Origin of the sequence: Buttiauxella sp. BIGb0471 (genome assembly GCF_024807715.1) — a bacterium.
Classification (GTDB): domain Bacteria; phylum Pseudomonadota; class Gammaproteobacteria; order Enterobacterales; family Enterobacteriaceae; genus Buttiauxella; species Buttiauxella agrestis.
The window spans coordinates 1-23182 of the sequence record NZ_JANUEU010000008.1 but is presented as its reverse complement, the minus strand read 5'-3'; the positions used below and the strand labels follow the sequence as shown (position 1 = coordinate 23182).

General features: G+C 50.6%; 18 protein-coding genes and 1 riboswitch. Of the genes, 12 read left to right on the top strand and 6 right to left on the bottom strand.

Annotated elements, in window-relative coordinates; all coding sequences use genetic code 11:
• The first annotated feature begins 27 nt into the window (after positions 1 to 27).
• From M2371_RS19840 to M2371_RS19830, 3 genes are read left to right on the top strand one after another with little or no spacing between them, the layout of a single operon-like run.
• Positions 28 to 2325: a formate C-acetyltransferase gene (locus M2371_RS19840; protein WP_259268523.1), complete on the top strand. Its 2298-nt coding sequence runs from the start codon at positions 28 to 30 to the stop codon at positions 2323 to 2325.
• Positions 2291 to 3166, top strand: a complete 876-nt coding sequence (locus M2371_RS19835) for a [formate-C-acetyltransferase]-activating enzyme (RefSeq protein WP_259268522.1) — start codon at positions 2291 to 2293, stop codon at positions 3164 to 3166. Before M2371_RS19840 ends, M2371_RS19835 begins: the two co-directional genes overlap by 35 nt.
• A gap of 21 nt (positions 3167 to 3187) precedes the next feature.
• Positions 3188 to 3532, top strand: a complete 345-nt coding sequence (locus M2371_RS19830) for a PTS fructose-like transporter subunit IIB (protein ID WP_034500077.1) — start codon at positions 3188 to 3190, stop codon at positions 3530 to 3532.
• Here M2371_RS19830 and M2371_RS19825 read toward each other — a convergent pair.
• The 4 genes from M2371_RS19825 to argE all read right to left on the bottom strand — a co-directional run bounded on the left by M2371_RS19825 (position 3519) and on the right by argE (position 10443).
• Positions 3519 to 4379 carry a helix-turn-helix transcriptional regulator gene (locus M2371_RS19825; RefSeq protein WP_172895960.1) on the bottom strand — a complete coding sequence of 287 codons (861 nt, stop codon included), beginning with the start codon at positions 4377 to 4379 and terminating at the stop codon, positions 3519 to 3521. The genes M2371_RS19830 and M2371_RS19825 overlap by 14 nt on opposite strands.
• A 77-nt stretch (positions 4380 to 4456) precedes the next feature.
• Positions 4457 to 6187: a phosphoethanolamine transferase CptA gene (locus tag M2371_RS19820; protein WP_259268521.1), complete on the bottom strand. Its 1731-nt coding sequence runs from the start codon at positions 6185 to 6187 to the stop codon at positions 4457 to 4459.
• Positions 6188 to 6398: 211 nt separating this feature from the next.
• Complete coding sequence (ppc, locus tag M2371_RS19815; protein ID WP_034500080.1) at positions 6399 to 9050, bottom strand: phosphoenolpyruvate carboxylase; 2652 nt, start codon at positions 9048 to 9050, stop codon at positions 6399 to 6401.
• A gap of 241 nt (positions 9051 to 9291) precedes the next feature.
• Complete coding sequence (gene argE / locus M2371_RS19810; RefSeq protein ID WP_034500081.1) at positions 9292 to 10443, bottom strand: acetylornithine deacetylase; 1152 nt, start codon at positions 10441 to 10443, stop codon at positions 9292 to 9294.
• Between the two features lie 184 nt (positions 10444 to 10627).
• Here argE and argC point away from each other — a divergent pair, with 184 nt between their 5' ends.
• The 5 genes from argC (at position 10628) to oxyR (ending at position 16263) form a co-directional block, all read left to right on the top strand.
• The gene (gene argC / locus M2371_RS19805) at positions 10628 to 11632 is read left to right on the top strand and encodes an N-acetyl-gamma-glutamyl-phosphate reductase (RefSeq protein ID WP_172895958.1); all 1005 of its coding nucleotides are present in this window, start codon (positions 10628 to 10630) and stop codon (positions 11630 to 11632) included.
• A gap of 15 nt (positions 11633 to 11647) precedes the next feature.
• Positions 11648 to 12424: an acetylglutamate kinase gene (gene argB / locus M2371_RS19800; RefSeq protein ID WP_115631631.1), complete on the top strand. Its 777-nt coding sequence runs from the start codon at positions 11648 to 11650 to the stop codon at positions 12422 to 12424.
• 30 nt (positions 12425 to 12454) lie between these two features.
• Positions 12455 to 13672 (top strand): argininosuccinate synthase, encoded by a 1218-nt coding sequence (locus tag M2371_RS19795; protein WP_034500087.1) that lies wholly within the window; start codon positions 12455 to 12457, stop codon positions 13670 to 13672.
• A gap of 123 nt (positions 13673 to 13795) precedes the next feature.
• Positions 13796 to 15169: an argininosuccinate lyase gene (argH, locus tag M2371_RS19790; protein WP_172895955.1), complete on the top strand. Its 1374-nt coding sequence runs from the start codon at positions 13796 to 13798 to the stop codon at positions 15167 to 15169.
• Positions 15170 to 15336: 167 nt separating this feature from the next.
• Complete coding sequence (oxyR, locus tag M2371_RS19785; protein ID WP_034500089.1) at positions 15337 to 16263, top strand: DNA-binding transcriptional regulator OxyR; 927 nt, start codon at positions 15337 to 15339, stop codon at positions 16261 to 16263.
• On the opposite strand, the gene sthA is transcribed toward oxyR, so the two are convergent.
• Complete coding sequence (gene sthA / locus M2371_RS19780) at positions 16237 to 17637, bottom strand: Si-specific NAD(P)(+) transhydrogenase (protein WP_034500091.1); 1401 nt, start codon at positions 17635 to 17637, stop codon at positions 16237 to 16239. The two genes, oxyR and sthA, sit on opposite strands and share 27 nt — an antisense overlap.
• Positions 17638 to 17830: 193 nt before the next feature.
• Between sthA and fabR the strand changes: the two genes are divergently transcribed.
• Together fabR and M2371_RS19770 are read left to right on the top strand one after the other, a co-directional pair.
• Complete coding sequence (gene fabR / locus M2371_RS19775; RefSeq protein WP_115631628.1) at positions 17831 to 18475, top strand: HTH-type transcriptional repressor FabR; 645 nt, start codon at positions 17831 to 17833, stop codon at positions 18473 to 18475.
• Between the two features lie 15 nt (positions 18476 to 18490).
• Positions 18491 to 18847, top strand: a complete 357-nt coding sequence (locus M2371_RS19770) for a YijD family membrane protein (RefSeq protein WP_259268520.1) — start codon at positions 18491 to 18493, stop codon at positions 18845 to 18847.
• Between the two features lie 45 nt (positions 18848 to 18892).
• On the opposite strand, the gene trmA is transcribed toward M2371_RS19770, so the two are convergent.
• Positions 18893 to 19993: a tRNA (uridine(54)-C5)-methyltransferase TrmA gene (trmA, locus tag M2371_RS19765; RefSeq protein WP_259268519.1), complete on the bottom strand. Its 1101-nt coding sequence runs from the start codon at positions 19991 to 19993 to the stop codon at positions 18893 to 18895.
• A gap of 110 nt (positions 19994 to 20103) precedes the next feature.
• A riboswitch (cobalamin riboswitch) is annotated at positions 20104 to 20292 on the top strand.
• 66 nt (positions 20293 to 20358) lie between these two features.
• Between trmA and btuB the strand changes: the two genes are divergently transcribed.
• Both btuB and murI read left to right on the top strand, forming a co-directional pair.
• The gene (btuB, locus tag M2371_RS19760; protein ID WP_172895951.1) at positions 20359 to 22227 is read left to right on the top strand and encodes a TonB-dependent vitamin B12 receptor BtuB; all 1869 of its coding nucleotides are present in this window, start codon (positions 20359 to 20361) and stop codon (positions 22225 to 22227) included.
• Positions 22172 to 23038 (top strand): glutamate racemase, encoded by an 867-nt coding sequence (gene murI / locus M2371_RS19755; RefSeq protein WP_172895950.1) that lies wholly within the window; start codon positions 22172 to 22174, stop codon positions 23036 to 23038. The genes btuB and murI overlap by 56 nt, the downstream gene beginning before the upstream one ends.
• Positions 23039 to 23182 lie beyond the last annotated feature (144 nt).

The following is a 23182-nucleotide window of genomic DNA, read 5'->3' as shown; positions in this document are numbered from 1 at the left end:
CTTTGACTGACCAGTAAGGAGCACATCATGACTCATCGTATCGAACGTTTGAAATCAGCATTGTTTGCCCAACCGCGAGAAATTTCTCTGGAGCGCGCGGTGCTTTACACCGCCAGTCACCGTACAACGGAAGGTGAACATGTGCTGTTACGCCGGGCTAAAGCAACAGCGTACATTCTGGATAACGTGCAAATAGCGATTCGAGAGGATGAGTTGATTGCGGGTAATCGAACCGTAAAACCGCGCGCCGGGATTGTGTCGCCGGAGATGGACCCTTATTGGTTGCTCAAAGAATTGGATCAATTCCCGACTCGCCCGCAGGACAGGTTTGAAATCAGCGAGCAGGATAAAGCGTTATACCGCGAACAGCTTTACCCCTATTGGGAAAAGCGTTCGATGAAAGATTTCATCAATAGCCAAATGACTGATGACGTCAAAGAGGCGGTAAAAACGCAAATTTTTAGCGTCAACCAAACTGATAAAGGGCAGGGGCATATCATTATTGATTACCCGCGCCTGTTACAAAACGGTTTGGGTAAGCTGGTGGAGGAATTGCGTGAGCACTGCCTTAAATCACCCGATAACCATTTCTATCAGTCAGCATTAATTCTGTTGGAAGCCTCACAGCGGCATATCCTGCGTTACGCTGAATTGGCCGAGAACATGGCGGCTGAATGCGAAGATGTCGAGCGCCAGGGTGAGTTATTGAAAATTGCTTATATCTCTCGCCACAATGCCGAATCACGCCCAAAAGATTTCTGGGAGGCGTGCCAGCTGTTCTGGTACATGAACATTATTCTCCAGTATGAATCGAACGCTAGTTCGCTGTCGTTGGGGCGCTTCGATCAATACATGCTGCCGTTTTACCAGACCTCGTTGAATCAGGGGGAAAGCCCTGAATTTTTGCGCGAGCTGCTGGAGTCGCTGTGGGTAAAATGTAATGACATCGTTTTACTGCGATCCACCAGCAGTGCTCGTTATTTTGCTGGTTTCCCAACCGGCTACACCATTTTACTGGGCGGATTGACTGAAAACGGGCGTAGCGCTGTGAACGTGCTTTCTTTCCTGTGTCTTGATGCCTACCAGAGTATCCAATTGCCGCAGCCGAACCTTGGGGTGCGGGTAAATGAACTGATTGACCGCCCCTTCCTGCTGAAAACAGCTGAAACCGTGCGCCTGGGAACGGGTATTCCGCAAATCTTTAATGATGAAGTTGTGGTGCCTGCATTCCTGAACCGGGGCGTGTCGCTGGAAGATGCGCGCGATTACGCCGTTGTAGGGTGCGTAGAGCTATCCATTCCTGGGCGAACTTATGGCCTGCATGACATCGCCATGTTTAATCTCTTGAAGGTGATGGAAATTGTTTTGCTGGAAAACGAAGGCAGCAGCGCTTTGGACTATGAGAACCTGTTGCAGCAAATCCGCGACAAAATTTGCCACTACATCAAACTGATGGTTGAAGGCAGCAACATTTGCGATATCGGGCATCGTGATTGGGCACCAGTACCGCTGCTTTCATCGTTTATCGATGATTGCCTGCAAAGCGGTAAAGACATTACTGAAGGTGGGGCCCGCTATAACTTCTCTGGTGTGCAGGGAATAGGCATCGCCAATCTTAGCGACTCATTGCATGCGCTCAACGGTATGGTGTTTGAGCAGCAGCGGTTAAGTTTTGATGAACTTTTGGCGGTGCTGAAAGATAACTTTGAAAGTACGGAAGGGAAGCAAATACGTGCGCGTTTAATTAATCGCTTTGAAAAATATGGCAATGATATCGACGAAGTGGACAACATCAGCGCCGATCTGCTGCGTTTTTACTGCAAAGAGGTCGAAAAATACCGTAATCCACGCGGCGGTAGCTTTACACCTGGCTCATACACGGTGTCGGCGCACGTGCCGCTTGGCGCAGTGGTAGGTGCCACACCTGACGGGCGTCATGCCGGTGAACAACTTGCCGATGGAGGATTATCTCCCATGTTGGGGCAGGACTGTCAGGGGCCAACTGCGGTACTAAAATCGGTTAGCAAGCTGGATAACTATTTGCTCTCCAATGGCACATTGCTGAACGTGAAATTTACCCCCAGCACGCTGGAAGGGGACGCTGGACTTCATAAACTGGCAGATTTCCTCGGAGCGTTCACTAAGCTTAAATTGCAGCATATCCAATTCAATGTGGTGAATGCCGAAACGCTACGTGATGCCCAAAGTCGGCCACAAGATTATGCCGGGCTGGTAGTGCGAGTGGCCGGGTACAGCGCTTTCTTTGTGGAGCTGTCGAAGGAGATTCAGGATGACATTATCCGCCGTACCGCGCATCAGTTGTGAGGTTATCGAAGAAGGGGAGGTAAAAGCGCGTATCTTCAATATCCAGCGCTACTCCCTGAATGATGGCAATGGCATCAGGACAGTGGTTTTTTTTAAAGGCTGCCCACATTACTGCCCGTGGTGCGCTAACCCGGAGTCAATCTCCGGTAGGATTGAAACTGTGCGGCGTTTATCAAAATGCCTGCACTGTCCGACTTGTCAGAATGATGTGGATGAATGCCCTTCAGGGGCAATGGAAAGTATTGGCCGTGATTATTCACTGGCCGAACTCGAAAAAGAGGTTCTGAAAGATGACGTTTTCTTCCGGTCATCAAAAGGTGGAGTTACGCTTTCAGGAGGCGAGGTACTGATGCAGACAGATTTTGCGACCCGCTTTCTCAAGCGTCTGAAAGCGCTAGGAATCCATACTGCTATTGAAACCGCTGGCGATGCGGCATCTGAAAAAGTGCTTACTTTGGCGCGGCAGTGCGACGAAGTCCTGTTCGATTTGAAAATCATGGATACTGAGAAAGCAAAATCCGTGCTGAATATGAATCAACCCAGAGTCCTGGTAAATCTTAAATTGCTGGTCGAGTCGGGAATTCGCGTCATCCCCCGCGTGCCTTTGATTCCGGGGTATACCCTTGAGCAGGGTAATATGGCTGCGATACTTCAATTCCTTGCCCCCTTAAAACTGACCGAAATCCACCTGCTGCCTTTCCATCAATACGGTGAGGCAAAATATCAATTGTTGGGGCGAACCTGGACTATGAGGGGAATAGAGCCGCCTGATGCTTCAGAAATCGCGCCATTGCGGCAGATGGCAGAAAGTGCAGGGTATCATGTAACCATTGGTGGTTAGTTTTCATAGAGGGGAGCGGAGATGACTCGACATTTAGTCGCAGTAACTGCATGTGTTAGTGGTGTCGCTCATACCTATATGGCGGCGGAACGGCTCGAAAAGCTCTGCCAGCAAGAAAAGTGGACCGTAAAAATAGAAACTCAAGGTGCACTAGGAATTGAAAATGAGTTGTCGCAAACGGATATCGAACAAGCCGATGTGGTATTGCTGATTACCGATATTGAGCTGGTGGGGGCGGCGCGTTTCGTACATTGCCGCTGTGTGCAATCCGGCATTAATGCATTCCTGCGCGAGCCGCAAAAGGCGATGTCGGCGGTGCGACGAATTTTTGGCACTCCGCAAGACACTCGCATCATTCTCGATTAATTGTTCTTTCCGTCAACTGACTATGGTACTGGCGCCGATATTCCGATGGCGATCGCTCGGTATTCTTCCTGAATAAACGGCAAAAATAGTTACTGTCGACAAAACCGCAGGCATGAGCCACCTCTTTGACCTTCAATTCGTAGCGTTTCAGTAATGTTTTGGCATGCTCCAGGCGGGTGTGGTTAAGATATTCGTTAAAGCCCACCGTACCGGTTTTTTGAAATAGATGTGAAAGGTAGTTCGGTGAGATATGAAATACCTGAGCAACAGATTCTCGGGTTAAAGGGTCAGCATAATTTTCATCAATGTATTCCCGCACGGCTTCGAAAAGTGCCTGACTACGTGAAGCCGTCTGGATTTGGCTATCAAGCAAATCAGTACAATGACTCAGAATACTGCTGACAATAAACCGCGCTGTTTGCTGATCGTGTGGTTGCATGACCAGTTCATTGAGAGCCTGAAGCAGAAACGAGCCGATTCGTGGCCCACGGCGAGCAACATTCTGTTTACCCAATGTTTTAAACGTCGTTCCATCCCATTGCAGAATACTGAATCCAAGTTGCTGTTTGCCAAATAAAATACTTAGCGTCGTTACGGGGGAATTCCATTGCGGGTTGTTCCAGCATTTTGCTGGAACGTAGAGCACGTCATGCTGCTCAAGTCTGGCAGGCATTCCCGCATCGCAGGCATCCATTAAAACGCCATCTAATACGACTTCGATTCGCGGAAAATCAACCTGATAAGCAAGTTCGGATGGGGCGGTTTGGTTGTCTGCTAGCCAGATACGCTGAATGCCTGACGGACTATTGAGCAGATGAGAAATAATTTGGCTCACGTCGTAGTTCATAACGCCCCGCAGTGGGTCAGAAGGATGAGAGAGTAATCACCAGGCCACCTCATTTTTGAGATGGCCTGGTCAGCAACTTACTGATTACCCTTCTGATCGCCGAAAGGCAAGGTGTCATAGTCGATCAGTGCATTTTTCTTATACGGATTGCCAATCCAGCGAGTTGTTTCCTTAAACTCCGGGCTGGTTATTGAGCGGGTCGGATCGAATCCGTCATAACTCAGTCCTGCCAAATCAGACCAGGTATGTATCAGCTCTGAACTGCTGTATTTGCGATTAACGTCCGCTGAGAAATCACGCGGATGTTCCGCCTGCCATTTTTCGGAAGTCCAAAGAATAAATGGCACCGTATACATGTGACGGGTTGGGTTTTCCTCGTTACGGCCCTGCATTTGATGCGGTGGCGTATCGTAAACTTCTTCACCATGGTCTGAGAAATAGAGCAGGAAACCATTCGGATCGGTGGCCTTGTAATCCTTAATCAGGCTTGAGACAACGTGATCGTTATACAGGTTAGCGTTGTCATAATCGTTCCAGGCTTCCTTTTGATCATCGCTTAAGCCGGCAGGGATTCCGGTCGTTTGATTATCAAATTTGCCCCAGTTTTCTGGATAACGGTACTTGTATTTAATGTGTGTTCCGAGCAGATGCACAATGATGAATTTCTTCGGTGCAGGGTCGGCCAGAACGTCTTTAAACGGTGCCAGTACATTACTGTCGTACTCACGTGCACTTTGCGTACGCTGCTGATTCATATAGAACTGTTTATCAGTCTGGCGCGAGAATACCGTCAGCATGGTGTTACGTTCGGTCATCGTCTGCTGATTGGTAATCCAGAAGGTTTTATATCCCGCCTGTTTCATCATATTCATCAGCGTCGGCTTGCTCAGATAAAGATCCGGGTTCTTCTCGTTGGCGAATGTTAGAGCTTGCTGGAGAATTTCGATGGTGTAAGGACGTGAAGTCACTACGTCGTTAAATACCGTCATCCCTTTATCTGATTTAGACAACGTATCCAGTTCCGGCGTTGTCTCTCTTGAGTAGCCATACAGGCTCATGCGACCGCGTTGGGTAGACTCCCCAATAACCAACACTAAAGTGCGCGGTGTATTGGCGTTTTCATCTTTAAGATTTGCCAGCGGAGGCAGAGCATTGTTTTCGTTAAGTAGGCTATTCAGGCTGTCCAGTTGTTGGCGGTATTGATAGTAGCCAGAAATAAACTGCCACGGTGCCGCGGGTTCCATGCGTGAAGAAAGACCGGAAACGGTTTTGCTCAACGGTTGATGGTTTATCGCATTGCGGACCAGTGGATGCAGAATTAATGCATAAAGGATAATCAGCGATACCAACCAGCGCCATGGTTTAGGGATATACACAGGGCGTAGACGGGACCACAGGAATAGGCATATCGCAGTGTAGATAAGCGCTGTCAGGACAATCTTCAGGCTAAAGTACTGGCTTAAATATTCACCGGCTTCGCCTGCATTTGATTCGAACATCACAAACAGGACGCTTTGTGAAAACTCCTGCCCGTAAATAACGAAATAACAGATTGCCGCTAATGATGTTGCCCAAAGCACTACGCCAATGACTGCGGCGATGATCCGCGTCCGTGCAGGGAACAAGAATACAGGGATAAGCCAAAGGGAGCTGTATAACAGGGAGTCACGTAAGCCGTTAGTGCCGCTGTATCCGCTGATGAATATTTTGGCTTGTAATGCCGTGGAGAAAAACCAAAAAAAGAGTAATGCCCATCCCAGAGCTATCCAGCTAAACTTTTGTTTAGCTTGGTTTTTTATAGAAAACATAAACTGTGCCTGTCGACAAAAAGTATCGCCTAGTTTGGCGATTAAATCTTAATCAAACCTTAATCAAGGTGAAAAAGGCCATATGCTCGTTCGTGGTATGAGTTTTGAACGAAAAATTTGCAGGCGGAAATATATGGAATGTGAATGAATTAAGACAGTTGAATTTAACAATCCCCCGTTTTTTTCACGGGGGATTGTTAAAGGGTTTAACTTAGCCTGTGTTACGCATACCTGCCGCAACACCAGCGATTGTCACCATTAGCGCTTGTTCAACTTGCGCATCTGGTTCTTCGCCTTTTTCTTCAGACTGACGCGAACGATGCAGCAATTCAGCCTGTAATACGTTCAGCGGGTCGGTGTAGATATTACGCAGCTGAATAGATTCGGCGATCCATGGCAGGTCTGCCATCAGATGTGAATCGTTGGCGATATCCAGCACCACTTTGATGTCAGCTTCCAGTTGGTCACGCAGTTGTTTGCCAAGCGCCCACAGCTCTGGTTTCACCAGACGCTGATCGTAATATTCCGCAAGCCACAGGTCGGCTTTCGCAAAGACCATTTCCAGCATGCCGAGGCGCGTTGAGAAGAATGGCCAGTCGCGACACATGGTTTCCAGCACGTCCTGTTTGCCGTCTTCCACCACTTTTTGTAGTGCAGCACCGGCACCCAGCCAGGCTGGCAACATCAGGCGGTTCTGCGTCCAGGCGAAGATCCACGGAATGGCACGCAGGGACTCAACGCCACCGTTAGGTTTACGCTTCGCAGGACGTGAACCCAGCGGCAGTTTACCCAGCTCCAGCTCTGGTGTTGCCGAACGGAAGTACGGCACGAAGTCTTCGTTTTCGCGGATGTACCCACGATACATATCACATGAGGTTACAGACAGATCCTCCATGATATGTTTCCACTCTTTCTTCGGTTCTGGCGGCGGAAGAAGGTTGGCTTCGAGAATCGCGCTGGTGTAGAGCGACAGGCTGCTGATGGTGATTTCTGGCAGACCGTATTTAAAGCGAATCATCTCGCCTTGCTCAGTCACGCGCAGGCCGCCTTTCAGGCTGCCCGGTGGTTGAGAAAGCAGGGCGGCGTGAGCTGGTGCGCCGCCACGGCCAATTGAACCGCCGCGTCCGTGGAAGAGCGTCAGTGTAATTCCGGCTTTCTCGCAGGTTTTGATCAGCGCGTCCTGAGCCTGGTACTGTGCCCAGGATGCAGCCATGACACCTGCATCTTTTGCCGAGTCAGAATAGCCAATCATGACCATCTGTTTGCCCTGAATAAAGCCGCGATACCAGTCGATATTCAACAACTGAGTCATCACGTCGTCGGCGTTGTTCAAGTCGTCGAGTGTTTCAAACAGTGGCGCAACAGGCAGTGCGAAGGTGCAACCGGCTTCTTTCAGCAGCAAGTGTACTGCCAGCACGTCAGATGGCGTTTTCGCCATGGAAATAACATAAGCGGCAATAGAACCACGCGGGGCTTCGGCAACCACTTTGCAGGTTTCCAGCACTTCGCGGGTATCGTCGCTTGGCTCCCACTGGCGTGGCAGAAGCGGGCGCTTAGAATTCAGTTCACGGATCAGGAAGGCTTGTTTGTCTGCTTCAGACCAGCTTTCGTAATCACCAATGCCCAGGTAGCGCGTCATCTCGCCCAGAGCTTCGGTGTGACGAGTGCTTTCCTGGCGGACATCAATACGCACTAGCGGAACGCCAAAACTCTTCACGCGGCGCAGGGTATCAAGCAGTTGGCCGTTAGCGATGATGCCCATGCCACACGCTTGCAGCGACTGGTAACATGCATAAAGCGGATCCCAAAGCTGTTCGTTTTGAGTCAGTAAACCTTCTGGTTTTGGCAGGCGCTGGCCTTTCAGGCGAGCTTCCAGCCAGGCTTGAGTCGACAGCAACTGCTGACGAATGCCTTTCATGATGCAGCGATACGGTTCTTGCGCAGCGTCAGGGCCAGCCAGTTCGCTCAGCTCAGGTGTGCATTCCACCATTGAAAGCTCAGAAATCAGCACCTGAATATCGCGCAGGAATAGATCGGTGGCTTTCCAGCGGCTTAACAGCAAGACGTGGCGGGTAATATCAGCGGTCACGTTCGGGTTGCCGTCACGGTCGCCGCCCATCCATGAGGTGAAACGTACCGGGACAAAATCGACCGGCAGTTTGTAATTCAGGTTGTCTTCAAGCTGTTCGTTCAGCTCACGCAGGTAGTTTGGAACCCCTTCCCACAGGCTGTTTTCTACTACCGCAAAGCCCCATTTTGCTTCATCTACTGGGGAAGGGCGGTGCTTACGAATTTCATCGGTGTGCCAGGCCTGAGCGACGAGTTGGCGCAGGCGGCGCATAATTTGGTTGCGTTCGTAATCGGCGATGTCGCTGTGGTCGAGTTGCTTCAGGCAACTATTTACTTCAACCAGTTTGTGAATCAGGGTGCGACGGGTGATTTCGGTTGGGTGCGCGGTCAGCACTAATTCCAGTGACAATGACTCAACAGCATTACGAATGGCGTCTTCGCTAAGATCGGGCTGATTTTTTAATTTTTGGAGTGTCTTAGCAATAACTTCAGGATTGCTGGCGGCTTCGCCATTGGCGGAAATGCTGTGATATTGCTCGGCGGTGTTGGCCAGGTTCAGGAATTGGCTGAATGCACGGGCTACGGGAAGTAGTTCGTCGTTAGACAGGTTCTGTAACGTGGTTAGCAGCTCCTGGCGGTTGGCTTCATTGCCAGCCCGTGAGGACTTAGACAATTTGCGGATTGTTTCTACGCGGTCAAGAATGTTTTCACCTAACGCATCCTTGATGGTATCCCCGAGCAACTTGCCGAGCATACTGACATTACTTCGCAAAGCGGAATACTGTTCGTTCATATGACCCCAGACACCCTATCCAATCTAATATGTAATTTAATTTCACCCGTGAAGGTTCAACACCGTCTTTATAAAGCCACGTAAGTCTACTTTCGTCAATTGCTACGAAATCGTTTCAGCAAACGAATAAATTGCGCTAATTCATGAAATTTAATTACTAACTTCGTGGATAAGCATTTCTTATGAGGATCCGCTAAAAAGTCGTTCAAAAAGGGGGCAAAACCCCCATAAACGCTATTTTTCAATGCCAGCAAAAATGATGCACTACCTGCGTGATCAGTTTGCGAGTTGGCTCGATAAAACGTGTTTCGATGTATTCATCCGGCTGGTGCGCCTGGTTGATGGAACCCGGACCGAGTACCAAAGTTGGGCACAGCGTCTGAATAAATGGCGCTTCGGTGCAGTAGTTCACTACTTCTGTTTGCGCGCCGAGCAATTTCTCAACCACTTGCACTAACTGGTGATCTTTGGCGCATTCATAGCCAGGAATTGGCGGATGCAGTTCGGAAATCGTCAGGCGGCCAGGCCATTTTTGGCTAACCGGTTCCAGCGCTTCATTAAGCAAACCGTTCAAATCGTTTAATGTCAGCCCCGGAAGCGGGCGGATATCCATATGCAGTTCGCAGCAGGCACAAATACGGTTGGCCGCATCGCCACCGCTAATATGGCCAAGATTTAGCGTTGGATACGGCACGGTGAAAGCGTCATGGTGATAACGATCTTTCAGCGTGTTTTTCAGCGACATAATGTGACCGATAGCGTCATGCATCAGCTCGATAGCATTGACACCGCGAGCCGGATCGCTGGAGTGGCCGGACTGGCCGAGAATGCGAATCGCATTCGAGATATGGCCCTTATGCGCACGCACTGGCTGCAAAGAGGTCGGTTCGCCGATGATGGCGCAATCCGGGCGCAGGCTGGTGGTTTCAGAGAAATAACGCGCACCTGCCATCGTCGTTTCTTCATCGGCAGTCGCCAGAACATAAAGTGGTTTTTTAAGCGTCGTGACATCGACATCGCGCAGCGCATCGAGAATAAACGCAAAGAAGCCTTTCATATCGGCGGTGCCGAGGCCGTAGAGTTTATTTTCGTGCTCGGTCAGTGTGAATGGGTCGCGTGTCCAGCGGCCATCATCAAACGGCACGGTATCGGTATGGCCCGCCAGCAACAACCCGCCCGCGCCGCTTCCGGTGCTCGCCAGCATATTGAATTTATTGCGTGTTCCCGGCACCGCCTGGATTTCGACATTAAATCCAAGATCGCGGAACCATCCCGCCAGTAAATTGATTAAAGACTCATTGCTCTGATCCAACGCGCTGTCGGTGGCGCTGATAGAAGGAGTCGCGATCAACGCGCGGTAAATCTCGATAAAAGGAGGTAATTTCATCTTCACTGTTGACAGGCCTTAGCTCGGGTTGGTATACATAATCATGCAGTTATATTGAATAAAAATACAATACTCGCTGCCGTAAGGGAACCCCAGGTTCCGGTGGATTTAACCACGTAAATGTACGTTGGGTGATGGCTTACCAGCTGACACCTTTAGCAGACACAACCTAAGAAGGTGTACAGCCGAGATGTTGAATACGCTGATTGTTGGTGCCAGCGGTTATGCGGGCGCAGAACTTGTGACCTATTTGAATCGCCATCCTCATATGAACATAACCGCATTGACGGTTTCAGCGCAAAGTAATGACGCAGGAAAGTTGATATCTGATTTGCATCCGCAACTAAAAGGTATCGTCGACTTGCCGTTACAGCCAATGTCAGATATCAGCGAATTTACTGACGGCGTAGACGTGGTGTTCCTCGCAACAGCCCATGAAGTGAGCCATGACCTGGCGCCGCAATTTCTGGCGAAAGGCTGTGTCGTCATCGATCTTTCCGGTGCATTCCGCGTTAACGATGCCAGGTTCTATCAGCTCTATTATGGCTTTACGCATCAGCATCCTGAGCTGCTTGAGCAAGCGGTTTATGGCCTGGCAGAATGGGAAAGCGACAAACTGAAAGAAACCAGTTTGATCTCCGTTCCTGGCTGTTACCCAACGGCTTCGCAACTGGCGTTAAAACCGCTGATTGAGGGCGGACTGCTGGATTTGAACCAGTGGCCAGTTATCAATGCGACCAGCGGGGTTAGCGGCGCTGGGCGTAAAGCAGCGATATCCAACAGTTTCTGCGAAGTGAGCCTGCAACCGTATGGCATTTTTAACCATCGCCATCATCCAGAAATTGTCACGCATTTGGGTACGCCGGTCATTTTTACTCCGCACCTGGGCAATTTCCCGCGTGGGATTCTGGCAACCATTACCTGTCGTCTGAAAGATGGCGTGACGCAGCAGCAAGTCGCTGACGCTTTTAACCAGGCCTATCAAGATAAGCCTTTGGTGCGTCTGTATGAAAAAGGCGTGCCAGCGCTAAAAAATGTTGTTGGCCTGCCGTTTTGCGATATCGGCTTTGCCGTGCAGGGCGAGCATGTGATTGTTGTCGCCACCGAAGACAATCTGCTTAAAGGTGCATCGGCTCAGGCCGTGCAGTGCCTGAATATTCGTTTTGGCTTTGCCGAAACACAGTCTCTTATTTAATTAACGCCGGGTGACATGATGAATCCATTAATTATCAAATTAGGTGGCGTGCTGCTGGATAGCGAAGAAGCGCTGGAGCGTCTGTTTACCGCGCTGGTCAATTACCGCGAATCCCATCAACGCCCGCTGGTGATTGTGCACGGTGGCGGATGTCTGGTAGATGAGTTAATGAAAAAACTCTCTCTGCCAGTGACCAAGAAAAACGGCCTGCGTGTGACGCCTGCTGACCAGATTGACATTATTACCGGTGCGCTGGCGGGTACGGCGAACAAAACCTTGTTGGCGTGGGCGAAAAAGCATGGCATCAATGGTGTCGGTCTTTGCCTCGGCGATGGCGACAGCGTCACCGTGACCAAACTTGATGAAGCGTTGGGTCATGTGGGACTTGCGAAACCGGGTTCGGCAAAGCTGATTACCACGCTTTTAGATTCTGGCTTCCTGCCGATTGTCAGCTCTATTGGCGTGACAGCGGAAGGCGAGTTGATGAACGTGAATGCTGACCAGGCGGCTACGGCGCTGGCGGCAACGCTTGGCGCTGACCTGATTCTGCTGTCCGATGTGAGCGGGATTCTGGATGGCAAAGGGCAACGTATTGCAGAAATGACGGCGGCGAAAGCGGAGCAGTTAATCGCTCAGGGCATTATTACCGACGGCATGATAGTGAAAGTTAACGCGGCGCTGGATGCAGCACGCACGCTGGGTCGCCCGGTGGATATTGCATCCTGGCGTCATGCGGAGCAGTTACCTTCTTTGTTTAACGGCGTCGCCATTGGCACCCGTATTCTGGCCTAGTTTAAAATTAAGTTTTTGAAGGATAAGACAATGCAAAATCACGGAATCAAAAAAATCGTTCTCGCATACTCTGGCGGCCTGGATACTTCTGCCATCATTCCATGGCTGAAAGAAAACTACGGCGGCTGTGAAGTGGTCGCGTGCGTAGTGGATATCGGCCAGGATCGCGAAGACCTGCAAGGCGTTGAGCAAAAAGCACTGCGTTCTGGCGCAACGGAATGTTACGTCGTTGATGCGCGCGAAGAGTTCATCAGCGATTACGTTTACCCGGTATTGCAGACTGGCGCACTATACGAAGGCACCTACTTGCTGGGGACTTCTATGGCGCGTCCGCTTATCGCTAAAGCGCTGGTTGATGTGGCAAATAAAGTTGGCGCAGATGCGCTGTGCCACGGTGCGACCGGTAAAGGTAACGACCAGGTGCGTTTCGAATCCGCATGGGCGGCACTGGCACCACATCTGAAAGTGGTTGCGCCATGGCGTGAGTGGAACCTGCGTTCCCGTGAAGCGCTGCTGGATTACCTGAAAGAGCGTGACATCCCGACGACCGCTTCTCTTGAGAAAATCTACAGCCGTGACGAAAACGCATGGCACATTTCTACCGAAGGCGGCGTGTTGGAAAGCCCGTGGAATGCACCGAACAAAGATTGCTGGGTCTGGACTGTTGATCCTAAAGAAGCGCCAGATCAGGCTGAAGAAGTTACCGTTACGGTTAAAAAAGGCAAAGTCGTTGCCGTTAACGGCGAAGCGATGACGCCATTCCAGTGCCTGGAAACATTGAACAAGATGGGTTCTAAGCACGGTATCGGTCGTATTGATATCGTAGAAAACCGTCTGGTAGGGATTAAATCCCGTGGCTGCTACGAAACTCCAGGGGGCACCATCATGATGGCTGCACTGCGTGGCGTTGAGCAACTGGTTCTGGACCGCGATAGCTTCAAATGGCGTGAGCAACTGGGCCTGGAAATGTCCTACGTAGTTTACGATGGCCGTTGGTTCGCTCCGCTGCGTAAATCTTTGCAGGCTTCTGCGGAATCACTGGCGGAAGAAGTTAACGGTGAAGTGGTGCTGGAGCTGTATAAAGGCCATGTCACCGCGAAGCAGAAAAAATCTCCGAACAGCCTGTATAGCGAAGAGTTCGCAACGTTCGGTGAAGACGAAGTGTATGACCACAGCCACGCGGGCGGCTTTATCCGTCTGTTCTCGTTGTCATCACGGATTCGTGCACTGAATGAATTGAAGAAGTAGTTTTTTAATTAATAGCCCTCACCCTAACCCTCTCCCCCAGGAGAGGGGACTTTCTTTTCTCCCTCTCCCAGGGGAGAGGGTCGGGGTGAGGGGGAACAAGACGATAATTTATGGAGCATCACTATGGCACTTTGGGGTGGACGTTTTACTCAGGCAGCAGATCAGCGGTTCAAATCGTTCAATGACTCATTACGCTTTGATTACCGACTGGCGGAGCAAGATATTGTGGGTTCTGTCGCCTGGTCCAAAGCGCTGGTTACCGTTGGTGTTCTGACTGTTGCTGAGCAGCAGGAGCTTGAGCAGGCATTGAATTTCCTGCTGGAAGAAGTGCAGGCCAATCCGCAGGCGATTCTTGAGAGCGATGCGGAAGACATTCACAGCTGGGTGGAAGGCAAGCTCATCGATAAAGTCGGTGCGCTGGGTAAGAAACTCCACACTGGCCGTAGCCGTAATGACCAGGTCGCCACCGATCTTAAACTGTGGTGCAAAATGCAGATCAGTGAACTGCTGGGGGCCACTCGCCAACTGCAGCATGCACTGGTTGAAACCGCAGAAAACAATCAAGACGCTGTGATGCCGGGCTATACCCACTTGCAACGTGCACAGCCGGTGACTTTTGCACACTGGTGTCTGGCTTATGTTGAAATGCTGGCGCGTGATGAAAGCCGTTTGCAAAGTACGCTTGAGCGTCTCGACGTTAGCCCGCTGGGCAGCGGCGCGTTAGCTGGCACGGCTTATGAAATCGATCGTGAACAACTGGCGGGTTGGTTAGGTTTTGCGTCGGCAACGCGTAACAGCCTGGATAGCGTGTCCGATCGTGACCACGTGCTGGAACTACTTTCTGACGCGTCCATCGGCATGGTTCACCTGTCGCGTTTTGCAGAGGATTTGATTTTCTTCAATACCGGCGAAGCTGGGTTTGTTGAGTTGTCTGACCGCGTGACATCAGGATCTTCCCTCATGCCACAAAAGAAAAACCCGGATGCATTGGAGCTTATCCGTGGCAAATGTGGCCGTGTGCAGGGCGCGCTGACAGGCATGATGATGACCCTGAAAGGGCTGCCGCTGGCGTATAACAAAGATATGCAGGAGGACAAAGAAGGCCTGTTCGACGCGCTCGATACCTGGATGGATTGCTTGCATATGTCGGTGCTGGTGCTGGATGGTATTCAGGTTAAACGCCCGCGTTGTAAAGAAGCCGCCGAGCAAGGTTATGCCAACGCAACTGAACTGGCTGATTACCTGGTAGCGAAAGGCGTGCCGTTCCGTGAAGCGCACCATATTGTGGGTGAAGCGGTAGTCGAAGCGATTCGCCAGGGCAAAGCGCTGGAAGCATTATCACTCGCCGATTTGCAGAAATTCAGCGCAACGATTGGTGATGATGTTTATCCGATTCTGTCTTTGCAATCCTGCCTTGATAAGCGCGCAGCAAAAGGCGGCGTTTCTCCTCAGCAGGTAGCACTGGCGATTAGCGACGCGAAGCAGCGACTGATTTAAAATTATTGCGCTACAAAATGAGCCTGGCCTTGAGCCGGGCTTTTTTGTTTGTGATGGATGGTTTGTGCGGTTGAGGGCCGTTATTCAATATCAACTGTTGATAGGGATAATCGTTCGTTGCTATGATTTCTATCGCCATGGGCTATCATGGCGACGGAGGATAGAGAATGAATATTCGTGATCTAGAATACCTGGTGGCGCTGGCTGAACATCGTCACTTTCGTCGGGCAGCGGATGCCTGCCATGTCAGTCAGCCAACGCTTAGTGGTCAGATTCGTAAACTTGAAGATGAACTCGGCGTGATGTTGCTTGAACGTACCAGCCGTAAAGTCTTGTTCACTCAGGCGGGTTTGCTGCTGGTGGACCAGGCGCGTACGGTGCTGCGCGAAGTTAAAGTGCTCAAAGAGATGGCAAGTCAGCAGGGCGAGGCAATGTCCGGGCCGCTGCACATCGGCTTAATCCCAACCGTTGGGCCTTATCTGTTACCGCAGATTATCCCGATGTTGCATAAAACTTTCCCCAAACTAGAAATGTACCTTCACGAGGCACAGACCCATCAGCTGTTAGCGCAGCTTGATAGTGGCAAACTCGATTGTGCGATTCTGGCATTGGTGAAAGAGAGCGAAGCGTTTATTGAAGTGCCGCTGTTTGATGAGCCGATGATGCTGGCGATTTACCAGGATCATCCGTGGGCGGACCGCGATCGCGTGCCATTGTCGGATCTTGCGGGTGAAAAGCTGCTGATGCTGGAAGACGGGCACTGTCTGCGCGATCAGGCGCTGGGTTTCTGTTTTGAAGCAGGTGCTGAAGAAGATACCCATTTCCGTGCAACCAGCCTTGAAACGCTGCGCAACATGGTCGCTGCCGGAAGCGGGATAACATTGTTACCTGCGCTGGCTGTGCCGAACGAGCGTTGCCGCGATGGCGTGGTTTATTTGCCATGTTATAAACCAGAGCCGCGTCGTACTATCGGCCTGGTTTATCGTCCGGGTTCTCCGCTGCGTGGTCGCTATGAGCAACTCGCAGAGGCCATCCGTACCCATATGGATGGCCATTTTGAGCCAGCGTTAAAACAAGCGGTTCAAGCCGTTTAAAGCCGCTACCCGATAGGCTTCCGCCATGGTCGGGTAGTTGAAGGTGGTGTTAACAAAGTACTCAATGGTGTTGCCACCACCTTTCTGCTCCATAATCGCCTGGCCGATATGAATAATCTCGGCCGCGCGCTCACCAAAGCAGTGAATCCCTAAAATCTCTTTCGTCTCACGATGGAAGAGAATTTTTAGTGTACCCACGTTCATACCGACGATTTGTGCGCGAGCAAGGTGTTTGAACTGCGCCCGACCCACTTCGTACGGCACTTTCATCGATGTTAACTGCTGTTCGGTTTTCCCGACTGAGCTGATTTCCGGAATGGTATAAATACCGGTCGGAATATCTTCAATCAGATGCGCCGTCGCTTCGCCTTTGACCATCGCTTGTGCAGCGATTCGGCCCTGATCGTAAGCCGCTGATGCCAGGCTTGGATAACCAATCACATCGCCAACGGCATAAATGTGCGGCTGTGCGGTCTGGTACATGCTGTTGACCTTCAACAGACCACGACCATCGGCTTCCAGCCCCACGTTTTCCAGTGACAGCGAATCGGTATTACCGGTGCGCCCGTTCGCATAAAGCAGGCAATCCGCTTTCACTTTTTTGCCGGATTTAAGCGAAACAATCACGCCGTCTTCCACGCCTTCAATATTCTCGAACTCTTCGTTGTGACGAATAACCACGCCGCTGTTCCAGAAGTGGTAAGAGAGCGAATCAGACATCTCCTGATCGAGAAACGCCAGCAGACGGTCGCGGGTGTTGATCAAATCAACTTTGACGTTCATGCCCCGGAAAATCGACGCATACTCGCAACCAATCACCCCTGCGCCATAAATAATGACGTGGCGCGGTTCGTGGTGCAGGTTGAGAATGGAATCGCTGTCATACACGCGTGGATGCGAGAAATCGACTTCCGGTGGACGATACGGGCGCGAGCCGCAGGCTATCAGGAACTTCTCGGCGGTAATCATCTCCACCGAACCATCGTGACATTCCAGCGAAATAGTATGCGCATCGACAAAACGTGCATCGCCTTGCAGCATCTCGCAGCGGTTGCGCTCATAGAAGCTCTGGCGCATACGAGTTTGTTGGTTAATTACGCTGTCGGCATGATTGAGAATGTCGGCGAAGGAAGAACGGAGTAGATGGGTGTGGTCGCTGTATAAAGGGTTTTGATTAAATTCGATAATGCGGCTGACGGCGTGGCGGAGGGCTTTCGAAGGGATGGTTCCCCAGTGGGTACAGCCGCCACCCACGTTATGGTAGCGCTCAACAACAGCTACCCTTGCTCCAAGTTTCACCAGCCCCATTGCAGCGCCTTCGCCGCCTGGGCCGGAACCAATTACTACTGCGTCATAATCGTAGGTGTGTGACATGGTAAGGCTTACCTGTTCTTATACATAAAAGCAACACGATGGTAACATTAACGCCAGGATAACCCAATTGTCGTTGTGCTTTTTGCTGCGTAACGCGAGCAAGCTCGCGTAAACAATCATTCACAAACCTGTATAAAACCAGTTAAGTTATTCTCTGGTATAGTGCGACGTCGATTTAAGAGATTCAGGCAACATGATGGGTGTAAGAGCGCAACAAAAAGAAAGAACCAGGCGTTCTCTGGTCGAAGCCGCGTTTAGTCAATTAAGTGCTGAACGGAGTTTTGCCAGCCTGAGTTTGCGCGAGGTCGCCCGTGAGGCAGGAATTGCGCCAACATCGTTTTATCGCCATTTCCGTGATGTTGATGAACTGGGTCTGACTATGGTTGATGAAAGCGGTCTAATGTTGCGCCAGTTAATGCGGCAGGCTCGCCAACGAATTGCCAAAGGCGGGAGCGTAATTCGAACTTCTGTCTCAACATTTATGGAATTTATCGGTAATAATCCCAACGCATTCCGCTTGCTGTTGCGTGAACGGTCTGGAACGTCTGCCGCGTTCCGTGCCGCTGTCGCGCGTGAAATTCAGCATTTTATTGCGGAACTTGCGGACTATCTGGAACTCGAAAATCGCATGCCACGCAGTTTCACTGAGGCGCAGGCTGAAGCGATGGTGACGATTGTCTTTAGTGCTGGTGCCGAAGCGTTGGACGTTGATGCCGATCAGCGTCGTCAGCTTGAAGAGCGACTGGTGCTTCAGTTACGTATGATTTCAAAAGGTGCGTATTACTGGTATCGCCGGGAGCAAGAGAAAGTGGCATTAGCTCAAATATCCGAAGAGTGATTGAAAGGAAGAGCAATGAAACAGTTACAAGAGAGAGGTACGCTCGGGTTAGCGTTTATCGCGGGCCTTGCGATTAACGGAACGTTTGCCGCGTTGTTTAGCTCGGTTGTGCCGTTTTCCATTTTCCCTATTATTACGCTGGTGCTGACGGTGTACTGTTTGCATCATCGCTACCAAAACCGCACGATGCCGGTTGGCCTGCCAAGTATTGCAGCGGCTTGTTTTGTGCTGGGAGTGTTGTTGTACAGCGCCGTTGTGCGGGCTGAATATCCGGCAATGGGTTCTAACTTCCTGCCAGCGGTACTTTCAGTCGCATTATTGTTCTGGATTGGCTTTAAAGTCCGGGCGCTTAAAACGCAAGTCACTGAATAATATCCTGAGCTAAAAACAAAAACGGACGCCGAAGCGTCCGTTTTGCTATTTGCGTGTTAACCACACGCCGCATTCCATATGGTGCGTGTAAGGGAACTGGTCAAATAGCGCCAGGCGCGACACGTTATGCGTTTCGCACAATGTTTCCAGATTCTCGCACAGGGTTTGCGGATTGCAGGAAATGTAGAGAATGCGCGGGTACGCCTGCACCATCTTCACGGTATCTTTATCCAGGCCACTGCGCGGTGGATCGACAAAAATCGTTTCGCACTGGTAGCTTTTCAGGTCGATGCCTTTCAGGCGGTTAAACTCACGCACGCCATTCATTGCCTGGGTAAAATCTTCAGCTGCCATACGAATGATTTGCACGTTTTCAATTTCATTCGCTTCAATATTGTATTGCGCGGCAGCAACAGACGGTTTGGCGATTTCAGTTGCCAGCACGCGGTTAAAGTTACGCGCCAGTGCCAGCGAGAAGTTACCGTTGCCACAATACAGTTCCAGCAAGTCGCCGGTTGAGTCTTGAGTCGCGTCCAGCGCCCATTCCAGCATATGAACATTCATCGCCGCGTTGGGTTGCGTGAAACTGTTTTCCACCTGGCGATAAATCATCTCTTTGCCCGCAACGGTCAAACGCTCGTCGATGAAATCCTGATCCAGCTCGATTTTGGTTTTGGTGGCGCGGCCAATTAAGTGAACGTTGAAACCCTGAGCACGTAATTTATCGCGCAACGCCTGGGCGTGTTCTTGCCATTCTTCACCCAGTTTGCGGTGATATAGCAGTGAAACAACCGCCTGGTTGCTCATTGTCGTCAGATAATCAATCTGGAAAAGCTTATGGCGCAGGGCGGGAATATCACGCACGCCGTCGAGCATTGCAGGCATCAACGCGTTGATAAGCGAGCTGGCTGCGGGGAAGGTGTTAACCCTAATACGCTGCTTCGTTTCCTGGTCAAACATGATGTGGTACAGATCATCTTCATCATGCCAGATGCGGAATTCAGCACGCATCCGGTAATGGCTGACAGGCGAACGGAACACCTCCGGCGCAGGCGCTGCAAAAGGGGCCATCATGCTTTGCAAGCGGGCGACTTTTTCGGCCAGTTGCGCGTCGTACTGTTCAATCGGGAGATGTTCGGGGGTCATGAGCTGATACCTGTTAATAGAGTCAAACTACGCGGCGAATTGTAGGGAATAGGTTCCTGATGTCCAGTGCTGTTGCACTTTGATGTTTATAGACAAACTTATTAACAAAATCGTAGCATAGCGTTTCCGGCCTTTTTATAAGTTAAAAGGGAACCCAGTGCAATTCTGGGGCTGACGCGCAGCGGTAAGGAAGAGCGGGATGAGTGCCATGTGCAGACACTGCTTATATAAGTGGGAAGTCATCATCCATTAACAAACGCCTCCAAGCCCGAAGACCTGCCGGTATACGTCGCAATTTGTCATAACTATCGCGTGCTATCGGTTATGTCTGCGGCATCCTTTTTGGAAAGCGGATGCTTATATAAATGAAGTTAAAAAAACTTTCGCTGTTTACGGCGTTGTCCGTAACGGCTTTTTCAGGCTGGGCGCAAGACAGCAATTCTGATAATAGCCTGGTAGTAACGGCTAACCGTTTTCAGCAACCGGTAAATACTGTTCTGGCTCCAACCGATGTTGTAACCCGGGAAGATATCGACCAGTGGCAGGCAAAATCGCTTAACGATGTGATGCGTCGTTTGCCAGGCGTGGATATCGCGCAGTACGGCGGCATTGGGCAAGGTTCTTCTATGTTTATTCGCGGGACCAATGCAAGCCATGTGTTAGTGCTGGTAGACGGTATTCCTATCGCTCGCCCAGGAATCTCTAATACTGCTGATATTAATCAAATCCCCCTCTCATTAGTGCAACGCGTGGAATATATTCGCGGCCCTCGTTCAGCGGTTTATGGATCGGGTGCAATTGGCGGTGTGGTGAATATCATCACGCAGACCGATGAAGAGAAATCGCAAATCAATGCGGGTGTCGGCTCGAACGGCTATCAGCAATACGACGGGACTTTGCGTCATCGTTTTGGTGACACCGTGGCGACGGTCGCGGGTTCGTATGAAATGACCAAAGGCTTTAACGTCCTGCCGGATTCACCTTATAGCGGCGATAGTGACCGCGATGGCTATCGCAGCAAATCTTTCTGGGGCGGGCTGGAGCATAAGTTCAGTGACGAGTTTGATGGTTTCTTCCGGGGTTACGGCTATACCAACAATACCGATTACGACCAGGGCTCGTATGGGTATGCCGGTGGCGGCGATGAAGAGCAACTTTACAACCAGACATTCGATGCAGGCATGCGTTTCCACTCTGGCCTTTACTCTTCTCAATTGTTGGCTAGCTATCAAAAAGTAAAAGACTACAACTATAGCAGCGTGAATGGCCGCTATAACGACGGTACTACTCTCGACAATATGACCCAGCGTAACATTCAATGGGGTAATAACTTTGTTGTAGGAAATGGCTCAGTCAGTGCAGGCGTTGATTGGCAGCAGCAGCGCTTAACGTCTTCAGATACGGCAATGTCTGATACCTATAAGCGCGATAACACGGGTGTTTACCTCAGTGGTCAGCAGCAGTTTGGCGATGTGACGCTGGAAGCCTCTGGTCGTGAAGACAATGACGAACAATTTGGCTGGCATGGCACATGGCAGACGGCCGCTGGTTGGGAGTTTGTTGAAGGGTATCGTGCCACGGTTTCTTACGGCACCGGGTTCCTTGCTCCCTCGCTTGGGCAGCAATTTGGTTCGACACGCTTTGGTATCGACTCAAATCCAAACCTGAAGCCAGAAGAGTCTAAACAATGGGAAGCCGGACTTGAAGGATTAACAGGGCCAGTAGATTGGCGCTTGTCGGCTTATCATTACCAGATAGAAAACCTCATTACTTACTATTCTGCTCCGGGATCTTTCGAAGGGAATTACGACAACATCAAGTCCGCGACCATCAAAGGGCTGGAATGGACGGGGAGTGTTGATACTGGCATCTTTACCCATAAAGTGACGCTTCAGTATATGGACCCACGTGATGACCAGACGGATGAGGTGCTGGCTCGTCGTGCCAAGCGTCAGGCTAAGTATCAGCTCGACTGGAGTATGTTTAATGTTGATATGGATGTTGCGTGGCAGTATTACGGCAAACGCTACGACAACAACACTTCTTCGTATAGCCCGACTCAGCAGGTTTTGCCGAGTTATAGCACTGTTGATGTTTCCGCATCATATCCGGTCACCTCACAGCTAACCGTTCGTGGTAGAATTGCCAACCTGTTCGATAAAGATTACGAGACGGTTTATGGCTATCAAACCCCAGGACGGGAATACTACCTCACTGGCAGCTATACCTTCTAATACACGTCCCACCGTACTGGTTTTTGATTCCGGTGTCGGTGGGCTCTCTGTGTATGACGAAGTCCGGCAGCTTTTGCCTGACCTGCACTATATATATGCTTTCGATAACGTAGCATTTCCCTACGGCGAGAAAAGCGAAGAGTTCATTGTTGAACGCGTGGTAGAAATTGTGACTGCGGTTCAGGAACGCTACCCGCTCGCACTCGCCATCATTGCCTGTAATACGGCGAGCACCGTTTCACTTCCTGCGCTTCGCGAAAAGTTCGCATTCCCTGTTGTCGGCGTTGTACCAGCTATCAAGCCAGCTGCGCGCTTGACGACTAATGGTGTTGTCGGATTGCTGGCGACTCGCGGTACAGTTCGCCGTCCTTATACTCACGAACTGGTCGCGCGCTTTGCGTCAGAATGCAAAATCGAAATGCTCGGTTCGGCGGAACTGGTGGAGTTAGCTGAGGCCAAGCTGCATGGCCAGCCAGTTGATCTTGAGGAACTGCGTAAAATCCTGCGTCCGTGGCTGAGAATGAAAGAGCCGCCAGATACCGTAGTATTGGGTTGCACCCATTTCCCTCTATTAGAAGAAGAGTTGCTGGAAGTCCTGCCGGAAGGAACTCGGTTGATAGATTCAGGCGCTGCGATTGCTCGTCGTACGGTATGGCTTTTAGAACATGAATCTCCGAATGCATTATCTGCGGATGAGAATATTGCGTTCTGTATGGGACTCACGCCAGAGATTGCTCAATTAGCACCCGTTTTACAGCGTTATGGCTTCCCAAGGCTTGAAAAACTGGCAGTTCGCAGCAATTTTGAATAAAAAAACGACGGTTGAAATAAAAAATGAAATTAGGGGTTGTCAGCTTCCTGAAAATCCCTATACTGCGCCTCCACTGACACGGCACAACGGCTTACAAACCGGCCCGTCAGCCAGATGAAAAGCGAAAATAAACGCTTGACTCTG